This is a genomic window from Commensalibacter sp. B14384M2, from assembly GCF_016101865.1.
Lineage (GTDB): Bacteria > Pseudomonadota > Alphaproteobacteria > Acetobacterales > Acetobacteraceae > Commensalibacter > Commensalibacter melissae.
This window is the reverse complement of sequence record NZ_JACFPS010000001.1, coordinates 284,112-306,523: the sequence shown is the minus strand read 5'-3', so window position 1 is coordinate 306,523 and position 22,412 is coordinate 284,112. Positions and strand designations below refer to the sequence as shown.

General features: G+C 36.1%; 22 protein-coding genes and 1 pseudogene. 8 read left to right on the top strand and 15 right to left on the bottom strand.

Going from position 1 to position 22,412, the window contains the following annotated elements; translation table 11 throughout:
* Nucleotides 1–11 precede the first annotated feature (11 nt).
* The 6 genes from H3R33_RS01410 to H3R33_RS01385 all read right to left on the bottom strand — a co-directional run bounded on the left by H3R33_RS01410 (nt 12) and on the right by H3R33_RS01385 (nt 6,480).
* The gene (locus tag H3R33_RS01410; protein WP_122123847.1) at nt 12–1,709 is read right to left on the bottom strand and encodes an alpha-keto acid decarboxylase family protein; all 1,698 of its coding nucleotides are present in this window, start codon (nt 1,707–1,709) and stop codon (nt 12–14) included.
* 115 nt (nt 1,710–1,824) lie between these two features.
* Entirely contained in the window at nt 1,825–2,259 is a 435-nt protein-coding gene (locus tag H3R33_RS01405) for a SufE family protein (RefSeq protein ID WP_110438614.1), read from the bottom strand.
* A gap of 39 nt (nt 2,260–2,298) precedes the next feature.
* The gene (gene hslU / locus H3R33_RS01400; RefSeq protein ID WP_122123848.1) at nt 2,299–3,621 is read right to left on the bottom strand and encodes an ATP-dependent protease ATPase subunit HslU; all 1,323 of its coding nucleotides are present in this window, start codon (nt 3,619–3,621) and stop codon (nt 2,299–2,301) included.
* 3 nt (nt 3,622–3,624) lie between these two features.
* Nucleotides 3,625–4,206 (bottom strand): ATP-dependent protease subunit HslV, encoded by a 582-nt coding sequence (gene hslV / locus H3R33_RS01395; protein WP_122123849.1) that lies wholly within the window; start codon nt 4,204–4,206, stop codon nt 3,625–3,627.
* Between the two features lie 51 nt (nt 4,207–4,257).
* Entirely contained in the window at nt 4,258–4,653 is a 396-nt protein-coding gene (locus tag H3R33_RS01390) for a response regulator (RefSeq protein ID WP_122123850.1), read from the bottom strand.
* A 255-nt stretch (nt 4,654–4,908) separates the two neighbouring features.
* Complete coding sequence (locus H3R33_RS01385; RefSeq protein WP_122123851.1) at nt 4,909–6,480, bottom strand: ATP-binding protein; 1,572 nt, start codon at nt 6,478–6,480, stop codon at nt 4,909–4,911.
* A gap of 259 nt (nt 6,481–6,739) precedes the next feature.
* On the opposite strand from H3R33_RS01385, the gene H3R33_RS01380 reads away from it, so the two are divergent.
* From H3R33_RS01380 to H3R33_RS01360, 5 genes are read left to right on the top strand one after another with little or no spacing between them, the layout of a single operon-like run.
* Entirely contained in the window at nt 6,740–7,165 is a 426-nt protein-coding gene (locus H3R33_RS01380; RefSeq protein WP_122123852.1) for a hypothetical protein, read from the top strand.
* Nucleotides 7,166–7,199: 34 nt separating this feature from the next.
* Nucleotides 7,200–7,871 (top strand): cell division ATP-binding protein FtsE, encoded by a 672-nt coding sequence (locus tag H3R33_RS01375; protein ID WP_122123853.1) that lies wholly within the window; start codon nt 7,200–7,202, stop codon nt 7,869–7,871.
* Nucleotides 7,852–8,802, top strand: coding sequence for an ABC transporter permease (locus H3R33_RS01370; protein WP_162988602.1), 951 nt, complete (start codon nt 7,852–7,854; stop codon nt 8,800–8,802). Before H3R33_RS01375 ends, H3R33_RS01370 begins: the two co-directional genes overlap by 20 nt.
* Before the next feature lies 1 nt (nt 8,803).
* Entirely contained in the window at nt 8,804–9,418 is a 615-nt protein-coding gene (locus H3R33_RS01365) for a YdcF family protein (RefSeq protein ID WP_198184583.1), read from the top strand.
* An 8-nt stretch (nt 9,419–9,426) separates the two neighbouring features.
* Nucleotides 9,427–10,131 (top strand): 1-acyl-sn-glycerol-3-phosphate acyltransferase, encoded by a 705-nt coding sequence (locus H3R33_RS01360; protein WP_232351037.1) that lies wholly within the window; start codon nt 9,427–9,429, stop codon nt 10,129–10,131.
* A 275-nt stretch (nt 10,132–10,406) separates the two neighbouring features.
* On the opposite strand, the gene gloB is transcribed toward H3R33_RS01360, so the two are convergent.
* A complete protein-coding gene (gene gloB / locus H3R33_RS01355; RefSeq protein ID WP_198184582.1) occupies nt 10,407–11,132 on the bottom strand; it encodes a hydroxyacylglutathione hydrolase in 726 nt (241 codons plus the stop codon).
* A gap of 62 nt (nt 11,133–11,194) precedes the next feature.
* On the opposite strand from gloB, the gene H3R33_RS01350 reads away from it, so the two are divergent.
* Genes H3R33_RS01350 through pssA form a run of 3 tightly spaced genes read left to right on the top strand, consistent with a single transcriptional unit; the run spans nt 11,195 to nt 13,510 of the window.
* Complete coding sequence (locus tag H3R33_RS01350; RefSeq protein WP_198184581.1) at nt 11,195–11,944, top strand: hypothetical protein; 750 nt, start codon at nt 11,195–11,197, stop codon at nt 11,942–11,944.
* A gap of 32 nt (nt 11,945–11,976) precedes the next feature.
* Nucleotides 11,977–12,657 (top strand): phosphatidylserine decarboxylase, encoded by a 681-nt coding sequence (locus H3R33_RS01345; RefSeq protein WP_255518774.1) that lies wholly within the window; start codon nt 11,977–11,979, stop codon nt 12,655–12,657.
* Between the two features lie 28 nt (nt 12,658–12,685).
* Nucleotides 12,686–13,510, top strand: a complete 825-nt coding sequence (pssA, locus tag H3R33_RS01340; RefSeq protein WP_198184705.1) for a CDP-diacylglycerol--serine O-phosphatidyltransferase — start codon at nt 12,686–12,688, stop codon at nt 13,508–13,510.
* 28 nt (nt 13,511–13,538) lie between these two features.
* Here the strand turns inward: pssA and H3R33_RS09115 are convergent.
* The 8 genes and pseudogenes from H3R33_RS09115 to H3R33_RS01300 all read right to left on the bottom strand — a co-directional run.
* Nucleotides 13,539–13,976, bottom strand: a pseudogene (locus tag H3R33_RS09115) (NADH-quinone oxidoreductase subunit B); the annotation flags it as partial.
* Nucleotides 13,977–13,987: 11 nt separating this feature from the next.
* Complete coding sequence (locus H3R33_RS01330) at nt 13,988–15,520, bottom strand: hypothetical protein (RefSeq protein WP_198184579.1); 1,533 nt, start codon at nt 15,518–15,520, stop codon at nt 13,988–13,990.
* Nucleotides 15,521–15,533: 13 nt separating this feature from the next.
* Nucleotides 15,534–16,832 (bottom strand): hypothetical protein, encoded by a 1,299-nt coding sequence (locus H3R33_RS01325; protein ID WP_198184578.1) that lies wholly within the window; start codon nt 16,830–16,832, stop codon nt 15,534–15,536.
* Nucleotides 16,816–17,349 (bottom strand): hypothetical protein, encoded by a 534-nt coding sequence (locus H3R33_RS01320; RefSeq protein ID WP_146206649.1) that lies wholly within the window; start codon nt 17,347–17,349, stop codon nt 16,816–16,818. The genes H3R33_RS01325 and H3R33_RS01320 overlap by 17 nt, the downstream gene beginning before the upstream one ends.
* A 19-nt stretch (nt 17,350–17,368) precedes the next feature.
* The gene (locus tag H3R33_RS01315; protein ID WP_198184577.1) at nt 17,369–17,905 is read right to left on the bottom strand and encodes a hypothetical protein; all 537 of its coding nucleotides are present in this window, start codon (nt 17,903–17,905) and stop codon (nt 17,369–17,371) included.
* Between the two features lie 410 nt (nt 17,906–18,315).
* The gene (locus tag H3R33_RS01310; RefSeq protein WP_198184576.1) at nt 18,316–19,701 is read right to left on the bottom strand and encodes a hypothetical protein; all 1,386 of its coding nucleotides are present in this window, start codon (nt 19,699–19,701) and stop codon (nt 18,316–18,318) included.
* A 582-nt stretch (nt 19,702–20,283) separates the two neighbouring features.
* A complete protein-coding gene (locus H3R33_RS01305) occupies nt 20,284–20,739 on the bottom strand; it encodes a DNA polymerase III subunit chi (RefSeq protein WP_198184575.1) in 456 nt (151 codons plus the stop codon).
* Between the two features lie 9 nt (nt 20,740–20,748).
* Nucleotides 20,749–22,227: a leucyl aminopeptidase gene (locus H3R33_RS01300; RefSeq protein ID WP_198184574.1), complete on the bottom strand. Its 1,479-nt coding sequence runs from the start codon at nt 22,225–22,227 to the stop codon at nt 20,749–20,751.
* Nucleotides 22,228–22,412 lie beyond the last annotated feature (185 nt).

Here is a 22,412-nt window from a genome sequence, read left to right as displayed (position 1 = left end):
TCAACATTTATTTAGAAATGAACTTTTTTATCAAGCTCTTTCAAACCTCTTTTTCCATAATTGAAGGATGCAATACGGTCTGCTGAATCCTGAACTTTTTTGGGTATGTCAAAAGGATCAATCATAATTTCAACAATACGCGGTACTAAAGTATCATTTTCCAGTTCTTCCAGGCTTGTTTCCAATTCATCCTCAGTTCTGACTTGATAGTATGAATAGGGTTTATTATCACTCAAAGCATCAAATAGTTTATGATAGTTCCATTCAGGAATATCATTAAACGAGGAATATAACCCCATAATGCTGCGTTCGATTGTATAACCTTTATTATTCACCAAAAAAATGATTGGATTAAGATCATGCGCAAAAAAAGCTGATACTTCCTGCGCTGTTAATTGGAATGACCCATCCCCGACAAATAATATTTGGCGCCGTTTAGGTGCTGCCATTAATGAACCAAACAAGGCAGGCAATGAATACCCGATTGATAACCACAAAGGCTGATTAATGATGGTAATTCCGGCAGGAAGAGCCAATCCCCTGACACCTCTCATCGAGGTGCCTGCATCCGTAACAATGACATCATTTTCCTGAATGAAATGATCCATTTTTGTCCAAAAACGATTGAGGATTAATGCCTTGCCCTTTTCAACTGTCCATGAATGTTTTTTATTTTTATGAATGGAAGAGAATAAATTTGACTGTCGGGACAAGTCATTTTTTATCAGGCTTTTCAAAAGGTCTACAGCACAGACATCCTCAAACACTTTTTTACCAACGATAGTGCTGAAGGGCATGATATTGATCATATTTTCTGGAATATTCTGCGTAAAATACCCAGAATTACTGTCTGTAAATTTTACGTTAATTCCTATTAAGCAATCAGAATTTTCAATGATATCTAAAACGGATCTGACAGAAGCCCCGCCATTATATTCACCAACCCATTGCAATAAACCCTGATCCAAAATTGCCTGTGCCGCTGATTGGGTGGCAAATGGAATATTCAATTTTTCAATAAGTTCTTGCGTAAGTTCTCTAAGTCCAAATCGATCTATGGCATTACCCAGCAGCATAGCCGGGCGTTCAGCATGTCGCAGACGTTCTTTAATGCCATGCAAAAGATTTGAAAGTTGTAAGGAATCACTCATTTGTAATGAACAGACCAGTTTGTCATCAGGGACATCAATCTCGAAAAACGTTATATCCGATGGGATTTGAATATAAACAGGTCTTTTTTCCCGTTTGCAAACTTTCAATACACGATCAATTTCCCCCACTGCATTTTGTGGCGTAAGGCGCGCCTGAGCGACAGTATAGGAGCGGTAACAATTCATGACATCTTCATAATTACCCTCCGCTGTGGTATGATGCAAAAAGGATCTTTGATTTATACTGTGTAAAGGTGGCGCTCCAGAAAGACAAACCATTGGCACGTATTCGGCATATGCTCCTGCAACACCATTAAGGGCACTCAGGTCACCAACACCATATGTTGTTAGTATTGCAGAAATTCCATTTAAACGTGCATAACCATCCGCAGTATAGGCCGCGTTCAACTCATTACGATTTCCAACAAATTTTATATCTTTTCTTTTTTCTGCCTGCATCAAAAATTGAAGATTATAATCCCCAGGCACACCAAAAATTGTGTTGATCCCAATTTGAGATAATCTATCCAATAAGAAATCCCCAATTGTTTTTTTCATATATTATCTCCTAATTTTACAATGTATTTCTTAAAATAGTCTTAAATTTAGAGACTGTTATCTCAATTGAAGAATCTCAAACTATACGAAATAAATATTTCAAAAAAAATTAACACTATCGTGAGGCAATATGCTGTATGGCTTTAACCATCGACATAACCCCATTACTTCGATTTGCTGACAACGCCCCTGCAAGTCCCAGATCCTTAACAAATTCAGGATCGATTTTCAAAATTTCCTCTGCTGTTCTTCCAGAATAAATCCTTAGTAACAAAGCGATCAGACCTTTAACTATCACGGCATCAGACGATCCAGCAAAATAATATTTATTTCCTTCCCGGGAGTAATTTAACCAAACCTGACTTTGACAACCAACCACACGAAATTTATCATTTTGCCATTCAACAGGAAAAGCAGGCAAATTATTTCCAAGTTCAATCAAATAACGATATCGCTGCGTCCAATCATCAAAAAGATCAAACTCATCCCTAATGGCATCAATCGCCTCTACCGCGCTTTGTTCTTCGGGTAAAATAAAAGAACCTGAAATTGACATAGATAAATCTCGTACAGCCAGACAAATTACAAATTAAAGAATAAAACGACTTAAATCACTTTTACTCGCCAAGGAAGCAACTTTTTCCGTTACATCCTTTGCCGTTATCTGAATCTCCTCACCTGAACGTTCAGAAGCTGTAAAAGAAACTTCTTCGAGAAGCTTTTCCATAACGGTTGCCAGACGACGCGCACCGATATTCTCAACTCTTTCATTAATATCCGTTGCCAATTGAGCAATTGAATCAATTGCATCATCCGTAAACTGTAACTTGACTTTTTCCGTTTCCATCAAAGCGATATACTGTTTTAAAAGTGACTGTTCGGGTTCTGTTAAAATCCGACGCATATCTTCACAGGTTAAAGCCGATAATTCAACACGAATCGGTAGGCGCCCCTGTAGTTCCGGCAATAAATCAGAAGGTTTAGCCAAATGAAAAGCACCAGAGGCAATAAAAAGTATATGATCGGTTTTAACCAGACCATATTTTGTTGAGACAGTCGTTCCCTCTATTAATGGCAGTAAGTCACGCTGTACCCCTTCACGGGAAATATCGGCACCACCACGCCCACCACTTCCTTCATAAGAACGGGCACAAACCTTGTCAATTTCATCCAAAAAGACAATTCCATGATTTTGTGCACGCTGTATAGCTTCTTGCACAAGCGCATCATTATCCAGAAGCTTATCAGATTCTTCACGAATTAATGCCTCCCGGGCTTTTGCAACCGTCATACGGCGTGATTTTTCAGAACGGTTCATGAACCCTTTCATCATATCGGTAAAATTGATAATCTGGGCCGATGGCATCCCCGGTATATCCATTTGATTAACAGGAGAGGATATATCCGCCACTTTAATATCTATTTCCTTGTCCTCTAAATCTCCATTAACCAGCATCTGCAGGAATTTATTACGTGTTTCTGCTGTCGCTCCATCTCCCACCAACGCCGTTACTATTCTTTGATTTGCGGCATCTTTTGCCTTTTCAACGACATTGCGACGTTTTACATCACGCAACATGACCAAAGATGCTTCAACCAAATCGCGAATAATGCTTTCCACATCACGACCGACATAACCGACTTCGGTAAACTTAGTTGCCTCAACTTTTAAAAATGGAGCTTGTGACAAACGGGCTAATCGACGAGCAATTTCCGTCTTACCACAACCCGTTGGTCCAATCATCAAAATATTCTTAGGAACGATTTCTTCCCGCATCCGGTCAGGTAACTGAGCTCTTCTCCATCGATTGCGCAAAGCGATAGATACAGCCTTTTTTGCTTCATGTTGACCAACAATATAACGATCAAGTTCTGCAACAATTTTTTTCGGAGTATAGGTCGGGATTTGCATATATTATTTACTTTCTGAGTTCAAAGTCTCTACAACAAGGGAGTGATTGGTATAAATACAAATATCCCCAGCAATTTTCATGGCTCGACGTGCGATTTCTTCCGATGTTAGTCCATCAACAGTCAAAAGCGCCCTTGCGGCCGCCAGAGCATAATTACCACCGGAACCAATGGCTACCACCCCGTCTTCTGGTTCCAGTACATCACCATTACCTGTTAACGTGTATGAATGAACATGATCAGCCACAAGCAGCATTGCCTCAAGTCTTCTTAAGTAACGATCCGTTCGCCAATCCTGAGCCAACTCGACACAAGCCCTTTCCAACTGATTGGGATAACGCTCCAATTTCTTTTCCAAACGTTCCAGCAAGGTAAAAGCATCCGCTGTCGCCCCTGCAAAACCAGCCAATATAGAACCGTTTTGTCCTATTCTCCTGACTTTCCTCGCATTACCTTTTACAACTGTATTACCCAGTGTTACCTGGCCATCACCTGCTATTGTCACCTGCTTTCCGTAACGGACACATAAAATAGTCGTACCATGCCACTGAATAGGATCATACGTAGATAAAGTGTTATTTTGCATATCTAGGGTTAACCTTACATAAAATTATATGATAATAATTATCCGAACTGGTTAAGAAATCAATTCTTCTATACGCTTTGTCAATACCCCAAGGGAAAAAGGTTTGGTTAACAATTGTATTTTATTGTCAAGAGTCATGGTATTGATACCATGTGCATAACCAGTAATAAATAATATCGATAAATTCGGCCAGATCTTACGCGCAAATTCAGCAAGTTTGTTTCCATTTACTCCTGGCAACCCGATATCGGTTAATAGTAAATCGACATGCATATGATTACAATCCAAATCTTGTAATAATGCCATTGCCTTTGTGCCATCTTCAGCGGCAATTACCTCAAACTGCATTTCATCCAGCAATTCCACCAATAATGGGCGTAAAATGGAGTCATCCTCAGCAACCAAAATTATTTTTTTTGTTTTTTGTTTTTGTGCTTCAATCAACATTTCCTTATGCCTTTACGTCAAAAGGAAAAATATAGTGTTCAGACTCTATAATCATTTTAAAACTATATATTCACTTCGTTATCTATATTATCATTTAAAAAAAATATTAAAAAGCAATTAAAGAATAAAAATATGCATCTACGTTTTATATAAAAATCATATTAGATTGGTGACATAATATAATATTAATTTTTGATTTCTATTTAATTAATTTATATTAATATTCAAATATGTTGATGGAAATTTATTAAATATCTATCTTTCCATTTCACTATATATGGGTAAATATATACTTATATTTGTTCCTGCTCCCAATTGACTTTGCACATTAACCTGTCCCCCCGACTGTTGTGCAAATCCATAAACCATTGCCATTCCCAGTCCTGTTCCCAACCCCATTTTTTTTGTTGTGAAAAAAGGTTCAAAAATATGAGCAATGGTTTCGGCACTCATTCCCTCGCCTTCATCCTGAATGATGGTGACTGCATAAGAACCCGGATTTAAATGAAGCCGTTTGCCTTCATCCGGACTAATATCTTTCTTATCCAAAATGATAGTTATTACACCTCCATTTTTCATGGCATCTACTGAATTGATACACAAATTCATGACAGCCAATTCAAATTGTGATGGATCTGTCTTAACCGTCAAAATACCCGATATATTATTTTTAAATTCAAGATGAATTCTATTTGATTGGTTGGCTTCAATCTGTTCTTTGAACCTTCTTTCATAACGCATCTGAAGAGTTTGGGACAATAGATCAAAATTTTTATGAATAATCTTGGTGAGATCCACTTCCTGCAAAGATAATTTCTTTCTTCTGCTGAAACTCAAGAGTCGCTCTGTCAATGTGCTACCCTTTTTTGCCGCCTCCAAGGCATTGTTCTGTAACTGCTTAATTGTATCCATGATTTCAGAATTACCCGAAACCTCCAACAGCTCTTCGGATAACTCCAACGAGCCGATCATTGTTGTCAACAGGTTGTTGAAATCATGAGCAATTCCCCCAGCCATTGTACCAAGGGCCTTCAATTTTTCCGACTGCCGCAACTGCATTTCCAATTCTTTTTGTTTAGTGATATCCAGCTCCATCAGTACAGAAGGATGCGTAATTTCACCCTTTGCTCTATCCAGCAATAAACGGGTAATCATAAACCATTGTGACGATTGTTTGGAATTATTCGAGGGAACCTCCAATATCTCCACAAAGCGCTCCTCCTTTTTCAAACGCTGGTTAAATCTTGACAATTCTTGCGACGTAAAGGACGGTTCAGTTTCCTCTTCGGTTTTTCCAAGGCATTGGGCAATGGTCAATCCACGTCGATTGGCCGCCAACTGGTTTATACGAGTGAAACGACCCTCTTCATCTTTGAAAGCAAGGCCATAGGGCAGATTATCCAACAACCCTTTTAACAATAAACGTTCATGCATTAGTTTTCTTTGAAATTCTGATCTTTTAACGGCCCGTTTTACAATTTCCTTTACCATGAAAGGATCCAGCGGTTTTGGAATAAAAAACGATATTCCCCCTTCATTCAACGCCTTGATCAGAATATCCGTTCGGCTTTTTGGTCCCAAAAGAATACGTGTAGCAACAATAAGATTACGAACACGGGCAAAAAAAATATTTCCGAACATGCAGGGCATGAAATTATTATAGATAATGGTGGAAAAATGAGCCCCCTTTTTAATCATATCCAAGGCATGATAGGAAGATTCTGTAAGATATAAAGAGTAATCCTGACCCAGAATTTGTTTGAATTCCTTTAAAATCCTGGAATCATTATCAATGATTAATATCGAAGGCTGCGTATTGTTACCCATACCCAATTCTCTAAAAAGTATTTATTGATATATATGGTTTGCCTAGATCAATAATTAAACAGAATCTACAAAAATACCATTCCACTTATTTTTCTCAGAATATCTGATATGGCAAGTAAATTCACTGAAAATTAATATGTTTCGGTTCATTAATTATTTTAATTCAAAAAATTAAAGATTTATATAAAGAGTTTTATTATAAGATTTATATCAATATGCTACAGTGTATCTTCTTTTTATTCAGTTTAAGGATAGTTTCGTGAATAAATTTTTCTCTAATAATACACGATCAGAAGAACGGCTAGGCCACATCAGCCAAGAATATACCGATTCAAGAAATTCATCCAAAGTATCCAATCCATTTTTAAATATTCTCTGGTTCGCTTGTCATTTCTGCTTTTACTTGATCCAGCAAGTCACCGAAATTTTCGCCCCGTTATTCTTGGTTATTGGTATCATATGGAAATTATTGCCTGCCATCACTTCTTCATTAATAGCAGTTATCTCCTCATCAGATCCTCAAACAGGTGAGCTTGTGAAACATGGAGGCAACCTGATTCCCCATTCAATTATGATTGCAGGACATAGTTTAACTGCAGGAAAATTAATTTTCGATGGCGTTTTACTTATTATGTTAACCGCATTATGTGCAACCGTAACTGTTTATTTGGGACGTAAATTATAATCCATTTCCTTATCTGCCATGAAACCTTTCTGCAATGATTCAACTTGACAAGGTAAGCCTTTATTACAGACAAGACTGTCCAATTTTATCAAATGTCACACTCCATATTCCCCAAGGCAGTTTTTGCTGGTTAACAGGACCATCAGGAATTGGAAAATCAACCTTGCTCCAGATGTTCCATCTTGAAATAATGCCTAATGCTGGGCAATTACAAATTTTGGAAACAAACATACATAAAAACCGTCGTTCAACTATTTGCCACTTAAAACAAAGAATAGGCATCATTTATCAAGATTTTAAACTTATTCCCAATTTAAGCATTTATAATAACATCGCTCTACCCCTTCGACTGCAGAATACGGATGAATCCATAGTAAGTCGTTGGACAAATCGAATTCTTCAATGGATGAATTTGCAAAATAAGGCTGAACTATACCCTCGAACCCTCTCTGGAGGGGAGCAACAACGCGTTGCAATTGCCCGAGCTGTCATTCACAGACCTGATATTTTGTTGGCTGATGAACCCACCAATGCGCTGGATGAGGAACAGGTATTACGTTTAATGGATCTTTTTTTTGATCTTAATGATTTGGGGTGCACAATCATTATCGCCACCCATAATGATAATCTCATCCATCAATTCCCTGCCCCTAGACTAAAATTAAATAATGGACAAATACGAATTGATGATGCTGTTAAAACATAAAACCACTGATGGATTGAAAGTCAATCTGGCTTTACCCGGGCAATTTTTAATTCCCCTTGTTGCTGCAATGACCTTTTTGGCCACCCTGATGATTGCGGGAACCTATGCTGGTCAAAATCTTGCAAATCGTTGGAATACAGGGGCAGCGTCCACAATAATTCTACAAATTCCCCAAAATAACCTCCAGATTTCGTCTCAAAATACAAAACAAGAGAACTCCGACAATAATGCATCAATCCAGCAAATTATCACCCTTCTCTCGACCTCCAGGGAACTTGTCTCTTTTCACAAACTTGATGATAATGAAATAAATGAATTATTAGCTCCTTGGCTGCATGAAGATTTTGACAATCTTGCCCTTGCCATTCCCGCAATCATCGAATTACATTTAAAAAATAATACAAAAATTTCAGGCCAGCTTGAAACTTCCTTACGCAAAATCGAACCCAATATCGTTATTGAACAAAGTAACTTCTGGAGTCAACGCTTAAATGTTCTTGCAAATAGTTTGCAAACCTGTGCATTCCTTGCTTTTCTTACCGTGATTTTTGTCGCAGCCATTGTAATAGCCATCGCCACCCGAACTGGTTTGATACAATGTAAACAAACAATCGAAATACTTCATAATCTAGGCGCGTCAGACCACTATATATCCATACGTTTTGCACGAAGAAATGCATTTCTTTCCCTTATCGGAGGTGGCATCGGCTTAATTTTCTCAATTCCCTTATTGTTTTTTTTAACCTATCTGAGTCTGCCCTTCAGCAGTAATCCAAACTGGGAAACAGTTTATCAGGGGTGGTTTAGCATTTTAACCTTGTTACCATTCAATCTATTGATTTTAATTATCATTTTACCTTTATGCAATTATTTTATAGGCTGGATTTCAACAACACTCATTGTTTATTATTGGTTAAGACATTTGACATAAAATGAAAAAAAAAATCTCTCAGAATTTTTTGATCAAGATTATTGGAATCATCATTTTTTTATGGTTAAGTGGTTTTGTTGTTTTTATATATGATTTGTTAAATTTCTCATCTATCCCCCCTTTAACGGACGGTATCGTCGTATTGACCGGTGGAACCGGAAGAATCCATACAGCCATTAGATTTCTTGAAAAAGATTGTTCTCAATATCTGCTTATATCTGGAGTTGGCGCAACAACAACCCTGCAAGATTTAAAGAATTCAATTACGAATTTTCCTGCAATTTCATGTCAAGACCATATTTTACTGGGACATAATGCAACGTCCACCATGGGTAATGCCATTGAAACAGCGGCATGGGTTCATTATTACCATTTGCAATCCCTGACGGTAATAACTTCAAATTATCATATGCGTCGAGCCATTCTTGAACTTAGAAACCTTCTATACGATATTCCTCTTTATCCCTTCTCGATCAACACCATCAATAAGGACAATGTTTTAAAAATATCTTCTATTCGATTATTATTTATTGAATACAATAAACTACTTATGGCCTATACAGGATTAATTCACACGACAAAACCAAAGCATGATTTAATCAATATTAAACATTAGCGGATTTCATGACCTTTATGACTTTTATTCGATCACTACTTTTCTCAATATATTTTTTTACCCTAACCCTGTTCATGGGTCTTTTTGCTTTTTATATCCGTTATTTTGCAAAAAAACATGCCTTGGCCTATGCACAATTATGGACTGAGCTTTCAATCAAGGGTCTTACAAAAATCTGTAAAATAGAGATTGATATAAAAGGCAATGAATTCTTACCCAATGACTCATCTTTTATAATAGCGTCTCAGCATCAATCCGCCTTTGATACCCTGATATGGATGAATCTTTTACCGCGTCCTGCCTATATAATGAAAAAAGAGTTGATACATCTTCCACTTGTCGGGCCAATGCTTCTCTTATCCGGAATGATTCCCCTTGACCGTCAAGGAGGTGCAAGGGCTTTGAAAAATCTTGTCATAAATTGTAAAAACGCTATAAAAGATCAACGACAAATTATTATCTTTCCTGAGGGAACACGTTCACAATATGGTAAAAAAGTTAAACTGCAAGCCGGTGTTGCAGCTATTGCAAGTCAACTTGACCTTAAAATTGTTCCAGTTAGCACCAATTCAGGGTTACATTGGGGGCGCCACTCTTTCCTAAAAAAACCTGGAACAATTTATATTAATTTGCATCCAGTTATTACAGACCTGTCAAATCGCAAGAAAGTGTTATTTGCCATAGAAAAAAGCTGGGATAATAATATCATGTAACAATTTTTATGAATTGTGGATAAGTTGGTGGATCTATTTATTGAAAATAAAATAACTTTTAAAAAAAGAACACAACGAAAAGATGATAATTTGCGCCTACAAGCCATTCTTTACGATTCCTTTCCGATTTAACACATGCTTTGACAAAATGTGGATAATTTACCGATAATTAATAATTCTCCATAATTATTATCGCAAAATTAAATCTTGCTAAATCATGCTTGCTTACTTAATATCCACACATTAAAAATTGAAATCATTCCTTTTTAAACCTATCAAAATTGATCTTTTGCCTTACGTAAGCGTGCAAACTCCTCAACGGTCAAGGCCATCAAAAAAGGATTGGTTCTCTTTTCAATTGCCAGCATGACAGGCAAGGATGGTTTATTTTCCGAACGCAATTGCTGCACTTGCTTCAAACGATTTAACAAATCTTCATTGTTTGAATCCACTGTCAGGGCAAAACGACCATTATCTTCAGTATATTCATGAGCGGCATAAACCATAATTTCGTCAGGCAGGGATTTTATCCGTTTGAAACTTTGAAACATCTGTTCTGGACTACCTTCGAATAAACGACCACAACCAAGGCTAAATAGAGTATCTCCTGTAAAAATTATACCTAAATCATATGAATAATAACAAACAGATCCCAGAGTATGACCTGGCGTATTTATAACTTCAAAAAAACCGAAACCCAGGTCGATTTGTTCATGATCCTTTACATAATCCGTAGCATCCACAATACTGTTTCTTTCTTTATCAGGCGCATATATCTGACAATTAAATTTGTCTTTCAATTGGCGAATGCCCCCTGTATGATCTGGATGATGATGCGTGACAAGTACCGATTGCAAATTCAGCTTTTTATCTTTTATAGTATTAAAAACGGGAGTAAAATTACCAGGATCGACAATAGCTGCATTTCTGGTTTTTTTATCATATAATAGCCACGCATAATTGGTTTCATAAAAAGGAATAGGCTTAATAAGAACAGACATTCTCTTTCTTTATTTCAATATTTTATTCTTGTATAACAAAACGATTCTTCTGGAAATCAATAATGAATCCTAAGGCTAATTCTAGTATTATACCAAATAATACTCAACCAGGATCAGTAATCTATCTTACTGATAAGTTTCTGCACCTGTGGCCAGATCTACGAGGGCTTTCTTTACTCACCCTTGGTGCCATTCCTCAAGATTTCATTCTGCAATCTTCACCCCATAATCATATTCAGGGTAATCTTGCAGAGAACTTAAATGAATTATCCAATTTAGAAAATTTTCCATCAGTAAAAACATGTTGTTTTACATACAATCGTTTTCCTTTCGCAAAATGCAGTTTTGACCGAATCATTTTTTATCCATTCTTTCCGATCGGCATCTATAACATTCATAAAACTTTAAGGTCTTGTTGGGAAATTTTAAAAGATGATGGCAAAATTTTGCTTTTACTTCCTAATAAATTAAAATGGTGGGGAATATTTAATTTATCTAATTTTTTTGAGTATCAAAAAAAAAGTTTTTACATTTATCAATTAAAAAAAATATTAAAAGACCATATGTTTCAACTTGTTTATTATGAAAAAATTATTTATTTTCCATCTAAAATAATGAATTCCTTTTCCCTATATGGAAATAAGCTGTTAGAATTTTTAGGTCATTTTTTCATTCCCTTTGGAGGAGAATACCATCTGATTGAAATCCGAAAAAATCTCTATGCCCCGATTACAATCTTTTCCGCTTCAAAAAAAAGAATTTTAAAACAAAAATTACCGAAACCCAACTGGAATCGCAAAAGAAAATTGTAAAAATAACAAACGACCATCCCCTAAGGAATTCCCTGATGTCTATTTTACATTCAATCCGAACAAATATTAGTAAACCGCACAAAGCTGGATATCCTTTTCTCTGCATCTCTGCTTTGATAAGTTTTATTGGCTATCGCATTCATGCTCGGATCGGATATTTAATTGGTCTTATAGGAAGCTTATTTTTTGGGTTTTGCTGGTATTTTTTTCGTAATCCCAAGCGAATTATCCCCCATAAAAATGATATTCTTGTTTCCCCAGCAGATGGAACCGTTTCAGCCATAAACTATATTCCCCCTCCTGTTGATTTAGGTTTGGGTGACAAACCGGTCTGGCGCATTTCTATTTTTCTTTCCATTTTCAACGTCCACTTACAACGCATCCCTGTCGCTGGAAAAATTACCGCACGATCATATATCAAGGGAAAATTTTTTAACGCTTCACTGGATAAAGCATCAGAACATAATGAACGCAACGCAATTTGCATAACTTTACCAGATGGAAAAAAGGTGGTGGTTGTTCAGATTGCCGGATTGATTGCCAGAAGAATTGTATGTAATGCCGATATAAATCAACAATTTAATATGGGTGATATTTATGGGTTGATCCGATTTGGCTCCAGAGTGGATCTTTACCTGCCCGATGGGTGTCAACCCTGTGTTGAGGTTGGGCAAACCATGATCGGCGGCGAAACAATTGTTGCAAAATTATAAACGCTCTTTTAACCCAGAACATAAATTAATGTTACGACAAAAAATTCGTCCCCGAGTCAAGGGAATTTCCTTTAATCGGATTATTCCAAACTTATTGACAATTCTTGGATTATGTGCCGGTCTGATAAGTATTCGCAGTGCAATTCATGGAAGATTCAATGAAGCTGTTATCGCCATATTAATTGCTGCCTGTTTTGACGGGTTGGATGGGCGAATTGCCCGTTTATTACGTGGTACAAGTCGATTTGGTGCAGAATTGGACAGCCTTGTCGATTTTTTGTCCTTCGGGGTTGCTCCAAGTCTTGTCTTATATTTATGGTCCCTTAAAAATGGAGGGGATTATTCTTTTATTCCCTGTGCAATATTTACGGTATGCATGGCTTTACGTCTGGCACGGTTTAATGCCGCACTTGATGATAACAAACCTCAATATGCCAGCAATTTTTTTACGGGTGTCCCTGCCCCGGCAGGTGCTGGAATAGTTTTATTTCCTGTTTTTCTTGGCTTGGAAAGCAAGCATTATCAAATTGATTTTCTTAATTCCATCGCCCATTCCGAAATCCTGACAATTACAATTTTAGTCATTACATCTTTTTTGCTGATTTCTACCTTACCGATCTGGTCATTCAAAAATTTTAAAATTCCCACACCTTACGTCATGCCTATATTTTTAAGCACCTGCATCTTCGCAACTATTCTGGTAGCAGATCCTTGGGGAACCTTGGCTTTAAGCGGGATTTTATATCTGAGTCTAATTCCGTTGAGTTATCGCAGTTACCATCGTCTAAAAGCTGATGCCCAGACAATTCTTGTGAAGACGAAAAAGAGGGAGGACTTTTTGAATAAAAATTAGAAGACGTATTCCGTTTCAATTTCATTAAACAATCCATAATTGTGGAAGGTAAAGGCGGACATCCTTCAATTTGCAAAATACATTCATCGTCACCAACATTTTCATCCAAGATCGCATAATTACTTGCAAAAATATGTCGGTTAATTGCACATGATCCAATTGTTACAATCGCTTTTGATTTAGAAATCAATTTCCAGCTTTTTTCAATATAAGGAAGCATAGCACGAGTAATCAGCCCTGATATTAACAACAAGTCTGCATCAGCAGGATGTCCAACAAATTTTATCCCCGCATCTTTTATGTCATATGCGGTCCCGTTTAAGGCCTGCAGTTCAAACGTGCATCCATTGCAGTCTCCACATCCAATATGAAATACATGTATATCCTGTTTTTTTTGACCGGCAAATTTTTGAACAGGTTTTATTTTTCCAGTTAATGAATCGATCAGGGATTTAATAAAAACCACTAGTTTTCCTTTTATAGATCTACGCCTGTTACCAAATGACCAAATGACGCCTTTATCAAGACATGATTATCAAAATGTTCATTTTTTAATACATCTTGCAAGACATAGGCCTGATTAGCACCAGGATCACGTATAAATACGTCTTTTATAACTCCCGCTTCTAGTCTCACATAATACCATAAATCCCCTTGTACCCCTTCACAAACACCAATCCCTTCCCCATTTAATTTTTCGATAATAATTTCTTGAGAGGATTTGAACGCTTCCTCGCTATTTTCTTCCCTTAGAAGTATATCGATTATATTTAACGATGTTTTTATCTCAACAAACCATGACTGCATACGTGCATCAACGTCCCCTTTTGTAAAATTCGGAGGTGGCAGCCATTCCAACCGGTATTCAGACATGTACCGACGCAAATCCACATCCCGTCCGGAAGCCCGCCCAACAATTCCACCTATATTGAAATCAATCGCTTTTTTTAGAGATAAAATTCCCATATTTTGAAGATAGTCACCCAGACCAGGCAAGGTTATAGCCAAATTAAATGCCTGATCAATCAAATATTTAATTTTTTTAGGAAAATGTCTTTTTTTATCATTTTCTTGCCCTAAAAAAACGGCACCAGGAAAAACACAATCCATTAACCAGCGATGCCCAAAATAATGTATATTCCAACGCATAAGAAGTTCACGCGCCAGATCACACCGGCTGGCAACCAACTCTACTTCTAATACGCGAAATAAACGTGTTAAATAAAATAGATAGGCTGCAACTCTGGATAATTCAGAATATAAGATACGTTTTCTCAAAACAGGCAAGGAAGGGACAAAATTTGCAATATCTTCAATCGCATGAGAAAAGGCAATCTGATGCGCAACGGAATCAAGTGCGTTAATACGGCTTATTAAAGGTAATATTTCCAAACTATTTCTATTATACAGATTGGATAGAATTCCTCTATGCGTATATCCGTACACTGATTCAGCCCGGATAATCCGCTCACCCATATTAAGAAAACGCCACAGCACAGGCAATTTTTCTGTCGCATTGGAGGGATCAATAACCGTTATCTCCCCTCCATTATTCAGTAAATGAGAGACAGATGGATTTTCTTGTCTTTCTGGAGGCCATAAGACAGGCCCTGGTTTTTCTGACAATGGCCAGCAATTATTCCATAAACCCCGATCCAACCATGGGCGTAAATCAACAGCATTCATTGCTTCCTTACCCCATAACTCCCAGATCATTCTTTCATATATAATGGCAGCGGGTCTTACAGAAGACAAGGCCAGATAACGGTTCATTGATGCGGAAATACGAACGCCAATGGGCTTGTATCCATTCTCAAGAAATAAAACAAAAATAGTATCCTCCTTACACCACATCGTAAGAAACATAAGCCGATCAGTTTTTAATGCCGCAAGCATCTCCGTCCATTCTTGTTCATCAAGAGAAATGAAAAACCTACTATCTGTTTGATGATTTTTAAGACAATCTATTAATTTTAGGGAACGCTGAACAAATGTTTTTTTATCAACCATTTTTCAGAAACAATCACTTTTGTATAAACTGCATTGCAATTTGAAATAGCCAATATTTGGCAATGATAGGAATAACCAAAGAGGGTAAAAAAATCAGGCTCAATAAACATCCACCCTCTTTTGTAAAAATATTTCGAGAAAATAATTGAATATTATTTTTTTTAAACAGAAAAAACCCTCTTACAAAAAACAATAAAAACAAGCATGATCCCAACCAGGGAAACTGTGCAAACAAACTCGCAATCAAAATTGCACATGCAAAAAATATGCCAAATGGCGGAAATGCAGATATGGCAATGACAAACCAACCTCTAGAATCCACAGCAAAAGGACTTTTTCGAAGAATATACCCTAACGGTGCATAAATAACCAGAACGGTTATAAAAAGGCAAAAACTGTATAAACCTTGAAATTCATTGGAAAAAATACCAGCCAAAGCTGCCAAAATAGTGATCAAAAACGGGGAATACAAAAAAGGATCATCATTCTCCTTTATAATAATGATAATGAAACTGATCAACCCTAATATCATGAGAAATGATTGAGGGTTTTGATAAGATGAGATTTGAAATAATCTTATGAATAAGGAGAGAAAAGCGACTGGGATGATAAAAAAGACAATACTGCCAATTAAAGTGGGCAAATGATTGACAAAACGTAAAAAAGTAATGAATACGGGAAACAACCCGATCATTTGAACAATACTAAACGCCAAGATAAAACTGCCAAAACGGGGTAACAAGGGATAGGTTTGTCCAACAGATAACTCAAGAATGAAAACACCCATTAAAGCCATTATCATAAAAAAAAGCATATAGCGGAAGTATTCCCAGGCCGCCTGTATCTGTTCTCCCCCACCATGAATAAAACAAGCCAAAAAAGACAGGAAAATCATGCTATGCAAACAAATCTGCGCTATAAAAAAATTATTAATAGCTACAGCCATCATGGCGGTACAGATAATTAATTGATAGAGGCCGAGACTATAGGATAATTTTTTTTGCTTTCCAGATGAACTTAATTGGCCAGGAACCATGAATTTCAAAACTATTGATGCAATAATGCTACCTATAGCGATCATAACCCTTAAAAAACTTGTTAACTCGTCATGTTTCCAAATAACGGAAAGATAAAAATCATCATGAATAAATGCCGATGCAACCGTAATAAAAAAAAGGATTATTGTTACAATAAAATGACATCGGATTTTTGCACGCTGATGATGACAGGCATAAATTCCTATGATTCCTGCCACGGGCCAGAGAACACAACTCCAATACAAAATTTTTGCTAAATCACCATTTCCGAACACAGTCAACCTGTCCAAAACGTTGCATGATAAAAATAGAAGCTAGCAAAAACACAACATAAAAAGCAAAAAGAGTAAAAAATGCATAGAATTGACTATTCAATCCAACGACAAGGGTTAAAGCATTCAATACACATAGCATACCAGCAATTTGTCCTCCGATTGCTTGACTGCTCATGCTATAAAATACCCCAACCAGAATTATAGATAAAACTATTCCATATTCCAAGCGGAACAATGAAGGCGGCAATACATGGACAACAAGGGAAACAGCAAGAATGGTCAAGAATAATCCTGTAAATAAGGTTTTCAAAGTATACTGGAAATATTGTCCTTTCAAAATGACCGTAAAAAAAATTGCCACAATGAAAAGCATAAAAAAACTCAATAACGTAATTTTACTGTTAAGTGCATTCTGCCAACCAGATAAAAGACAGCATCCCGTCAGTATAGAATGAATAACTGCCTGTAACGAAGACGAGGAAATGCCGCTTATCGTAATCAGTAATAGCAGACTCATAAAAAAGGCAAATACCATTCTATATTCCGCCCAAACCTGCAAAATAAATGACAACGGCCACAAAATTCAATACTGTTGCGATACCAATTTTGTAATAACCCTTGGACAAAAATAAGAAATTTCTCATTATAGAAATTACAATACATTCTATGACAATTTTACCACTCCATGCCAATAATCCAAAAAAAGCGGTTAACAACCAATATATCAAGGATTTTGTCTGTAAATCAAAGATGGCAATACTCTGGGGCCATATTAAAAACGCAATCAGGGATAACCAGATCAGAAACTGGAGACTGGAAATATAAAACAAGATTGCCTTCTCGTCTCCATCAAACCCATCTTTCTCAATAAAATTCACAAAGTCCGGTATATCTAGAACAAGAAAAAATAGAGAACATGCACATATAAAAAGAGGACATAGAGCCAAATTTATCAAACTTGTGGAATTATGAAAAAAAAGGACAATATGCGAAAGCTCTGTACTTTTTGTATTTAAACGGCAAACCATAGCGATCAGTAAAATTGCAGGAATATACATGAAGGTTTGGAACATAATCCGCTGCGATTTTTTGAAACATAACAGTGAGCAATCTTGAAAAACAAGAAAAAATATCAAAAAAGGTACAAATATTAACAATATCGTAACAAAGATAAAATCGGAATTATTGTTAACCAGGATATTTGTTGAAAATATCGGAATAGATATTGCCACAGTTACTAATAATCCAATAATTATTAAATAAATCAGGGTATTGACAGACAATATTTTTTTAAAAAGAAAATTTAAAATTCGTGAATATATAATTTTGATATTTCGTAATACATATTGGAATGATTCCAAAGGTTTTCCCTGAATTTTTCCATTCAACCTTTCCATAAACACCATAATTAAAGGTGCCATACCTAAAATCAATAATACATGAAATAGGATCATTAATAGGGACATCAACCAATACAGAAATATCATCTAACAAAAAATCCTATTAATAACAAAGAGATAATAATTATAGATATAAAGACTTTCTGCTCATTTTCCCAAATCAATAAATTAAAATAATTTCTATAATTAGAAAAGCAACGATAAAATTTTACACTTTCTACATATCCTTTACGTTTTATAACCAAATATTTTTTAAAAAGTAAAATATCAGCCAATGTATAGATGAATGTTTTTTCACCAAAACCAAAACTGGTTTTATCAACATAACCCTCATAGACACCCTGTTCTGAAACAACATATTTTTTTGTTTGATTTATCAACGCTTTAAATTTAATTTTCTCTTTCACAAGATAAAATAAACCCGCCAAGATTAATAAATATATCATTGGAAAAACAGGGGCAAACGAAAATTGCAATTCATCATTTTTGAATGCAAACCAGTGTAATTTTTCCGTGTGAATTAGATTTTTTTTTATTGGATAGATTAGAAACGATATTATTCCCGGGCAAAAGGACAAAAGAAATAGACCGGATAAATAAATCCTGATCCCTTTTCCGTTTTTTTGTAAAAAATTAAATGATAATTTTGACGATAGATTAAATTGATGCCGATTTTTTTTATAAAGATTTAAAAGTAGGTTGATCCATCCCAGAACCAAAAAAAGAAAAATAACAGAATTACATCCTATAAAAAATAATGCAAATATCATATTGAATAAATAATGACTGAATATGACATTCATGCCTAGTTGCAAATTCCCCCATAACAGCGTAAATCCGGGAAATGGAGGAAAACCAGATAACAACAATGCGAGGCAAAAAAAGGTACAAATTGAAAATGCCGTATTGATTTGTCTTTTCAAAAAAGATGTTAATAGAAAAGCCAGTGCAAATCCTAAATTCTGAATTAGTAATCCAAAGAAAAGAAAATCATACGTCAAAGACAGTATGGCTAATTTTTGAAAATGAATTGAAAATAAAAGGATGCAAACAAGCTCAAGCCATAATGCATTGTTCAAAGAATATAAATATCGTAACCGATCGTATACAGTTACACTTTTTAAACTGGACCAACCCAAACGCAATGCGGATGTTAAGCCTAGAAATCCAGTAAATAAAATCAAGATAAGGGAAAATTTGCAATCATTAACACTGATGATAAATCTTAATAATGCATAAAATCCAATCAAACTTTTTAAACAAATCAAATAGAAAGAAATATCACCAATTCTATTAAGTTTCTCATCAGATTTTTCGTTATGAAAAAAATCAAATAATCCAAGCAGAAAACATATAGGCAAAAGTGATAAAAAAAACAGACAATCTATATTATTGGATTGCATAATCCTAGAAAAATCAATATCTCTTGGACTAAACTGGTTATCACTCATAACAGGTAAAAAGCTCATGACCCCCAACAAACATGCAAAAGCAATCCAATAAACCAAATTTTTCTTCTGATCTGCCTGATAAATAATCAATAAAACCAATGATAAAAGAAAAATCAGAAAAAAGAAATTTCCTGCAACAAAAAAGGATATGGCGATAATATTTAAAAAGAGGAAATAACAATTTTTAGACAACAACGGTTGATAATATAAGAATAAAAAGGCAGTCGTAAACAACAACAAAAGGAAAAAACAAGATAGCCCATCTAAATAGAAACTGATTTTATATACGTCACTTAGAATAAAAGGATAAAATGATAATGGGTCGGAATGAAATACCAGTGCAAGAAAGGCAAGAAAAGCCCCAGTGATAGATCCATAAAGAGGAAAACTAAAAAATAACTTAGGAAAGTAATATCTTTCAGATTTTATAAACCCAACGTTAACAAGATAGAGCATACTTGTTTGATAAAACAATAAAACGATTCCTAATATGATCAAACACAAAATTAATGTTAACAGAATTTTACCCCTAAAAACTCATAGTAATTTCAAATAATATGATTTTACGAATAATATTTCATAATCGCTTGATCAACTGTATTAACCTTTTTCCCACCCTTTTTCTGTTTGTTTCCAATAAGTCAAATCATGCCCAGTCTTTTTCAGTTTACGCCACCGTTCACGAGCCGCCAATACAAACTGTTCCTCTTTTCCATCAAATAAATCGAACACCCGTTCAAATTGACTGATATCATTGACTGATTGACCATGAACAACAAACAGATAGGCTGCCCGGTTTGGATTTTCCTCAAAAGTCGTCAACCAAATTGGTTGCCATTCAGGATATTCATCCCGATAGTCTTTTGCATGACAACCATGTGGTAACCAAATAGGGTCTATAATATTCCATAAAATCTCTGTCAGTTTTTTCAACTGTTCATCATCCTTGCATAGAACAATCCCTTTTTGTTTTTGTTGTCTTGTGCGTATCAGCAAAGAGGGAAGCGCCTGCTCCATACTTGTTCGGGTCAAATGATAAAAACCAACAGAGGTCATCGAATTCCCTTATTTTTCGTAATAAGTTTCAACAAAATGGTTTAACAGATTTACACCGAAAGCTGTCGCCCCTTTTGGACCGCAATAATTGGGTTTTGCCGTGTAGGCTGTTCCGGCGATATCCAAATGAGCCCATGGAGTATCATTAACGAATCGTTTTAAAAATTGTGCGGCGGTAATGGATCCTCCATCACGCCCACCAATATTTTTCATATCCGCAAGGTCAGAATTGATCGCTTTATCATAAGCATCGCCCATTGGCATACGCCATAATTTTTCTCCGGAATCATGACCGGTTGTCGACAATTTACCTGCCAGTTCATCATCATTTGAAAAAAGACCGGCATATTCATATCCAAGTGCAACAACCATGGCTCCGGTTAATGTTGCAAGATTGACCATGAAACGCGGTTTGAAACGATCCTGCGTATACCAAAGTAAATCTGCCAGTACCAATCGTCCCTCTGCATCCGTGTTCAAAACCTCGATTGTCTGTCCAGAGGCACTGCGAACTATATCTCCGGGGCGTTGTGCATGACCAGATACCATGTTTTCAACCAAACCTACAACACCAATGACATTCACCTTGGCTTTACGCTTGGCCAGAACAGACATCAATCCTGTTACAGTCGCGGCGCCAGCCATATCCATTTTCATGTCTTCCATGCCATTTGCTGGTTTTAAGGAAATACCTCCGGAATCGAAAGTGACACCTTTTCCAAGAAAAGCGAGAGGCGGATCTTTATCATCAGGATTTCCTTTCCATTGCATTATAACCGTATAAGGTTCGTTATTACTACCTTGAGCCACACCCAAAAGAGCACCAAAACCTAATTCTTGCATTTTCTCTTTATTGATTACTTCAACCGTCAAACCCAACGATTCAAGTTTTTTGATACGATTTACAAATTCGGCAGGATTTAACTGATTAGCGGGTTCATTAACAAGATCCCTGGTCAAATAGACCCCGTCAGCCACCGCAGACAAGTCAGTCCATTGTTTTTGCGCCCCTTCATAGTCAGAAGCCATAATTTTTATCGCTTTTAATTGCCTGAATTCATCTTTTTTACTTTTATCAAGGCAATATTTTGTAAATTCATAATTTTTCAAAACGGCGCCTAAAACAAGATACCCCGCATATTCCGTGAAATCCCAATCCGCCATAATATGAAAAGATTCCACTTTCCTTTGCAAGGCCTGAAGCGCAATTCCACCTGCTTCTTTGGCTTTACTGACGGAAAACTTATCCTTCATTCCCAGACCAACGACTAGGATATAATCATGATTTTCATCAGGAGAAACAAGTTTGCAAACCTGTCCAAACTTACCCGTGTAATTATCTGCCTTCATCGCCCGATCCAGGGCATTATGAATAATCTTATTAATAACCTTTACAGAATCACCACCCTCATCATTCTCAAACGAGAATAACACAATATTACCTTTTTCTGGTTTATGCAGGTTCGTAAACTGAATATCGAGTGTCACGAAATTATCTCCCCTAAAATAAAGTTACTATATTCTATTCAAATTTATCATTGATCGTAGTATTTATGACTATAAATTACGTCCATTTTTTGAAAAAAAGATACCGAAAATCAATCTGTCACTGATTTTAAAGTATTTTTCTCAGCTTTCTGCCTATCTTATCAGATCAATTGACCCTAGTGTTG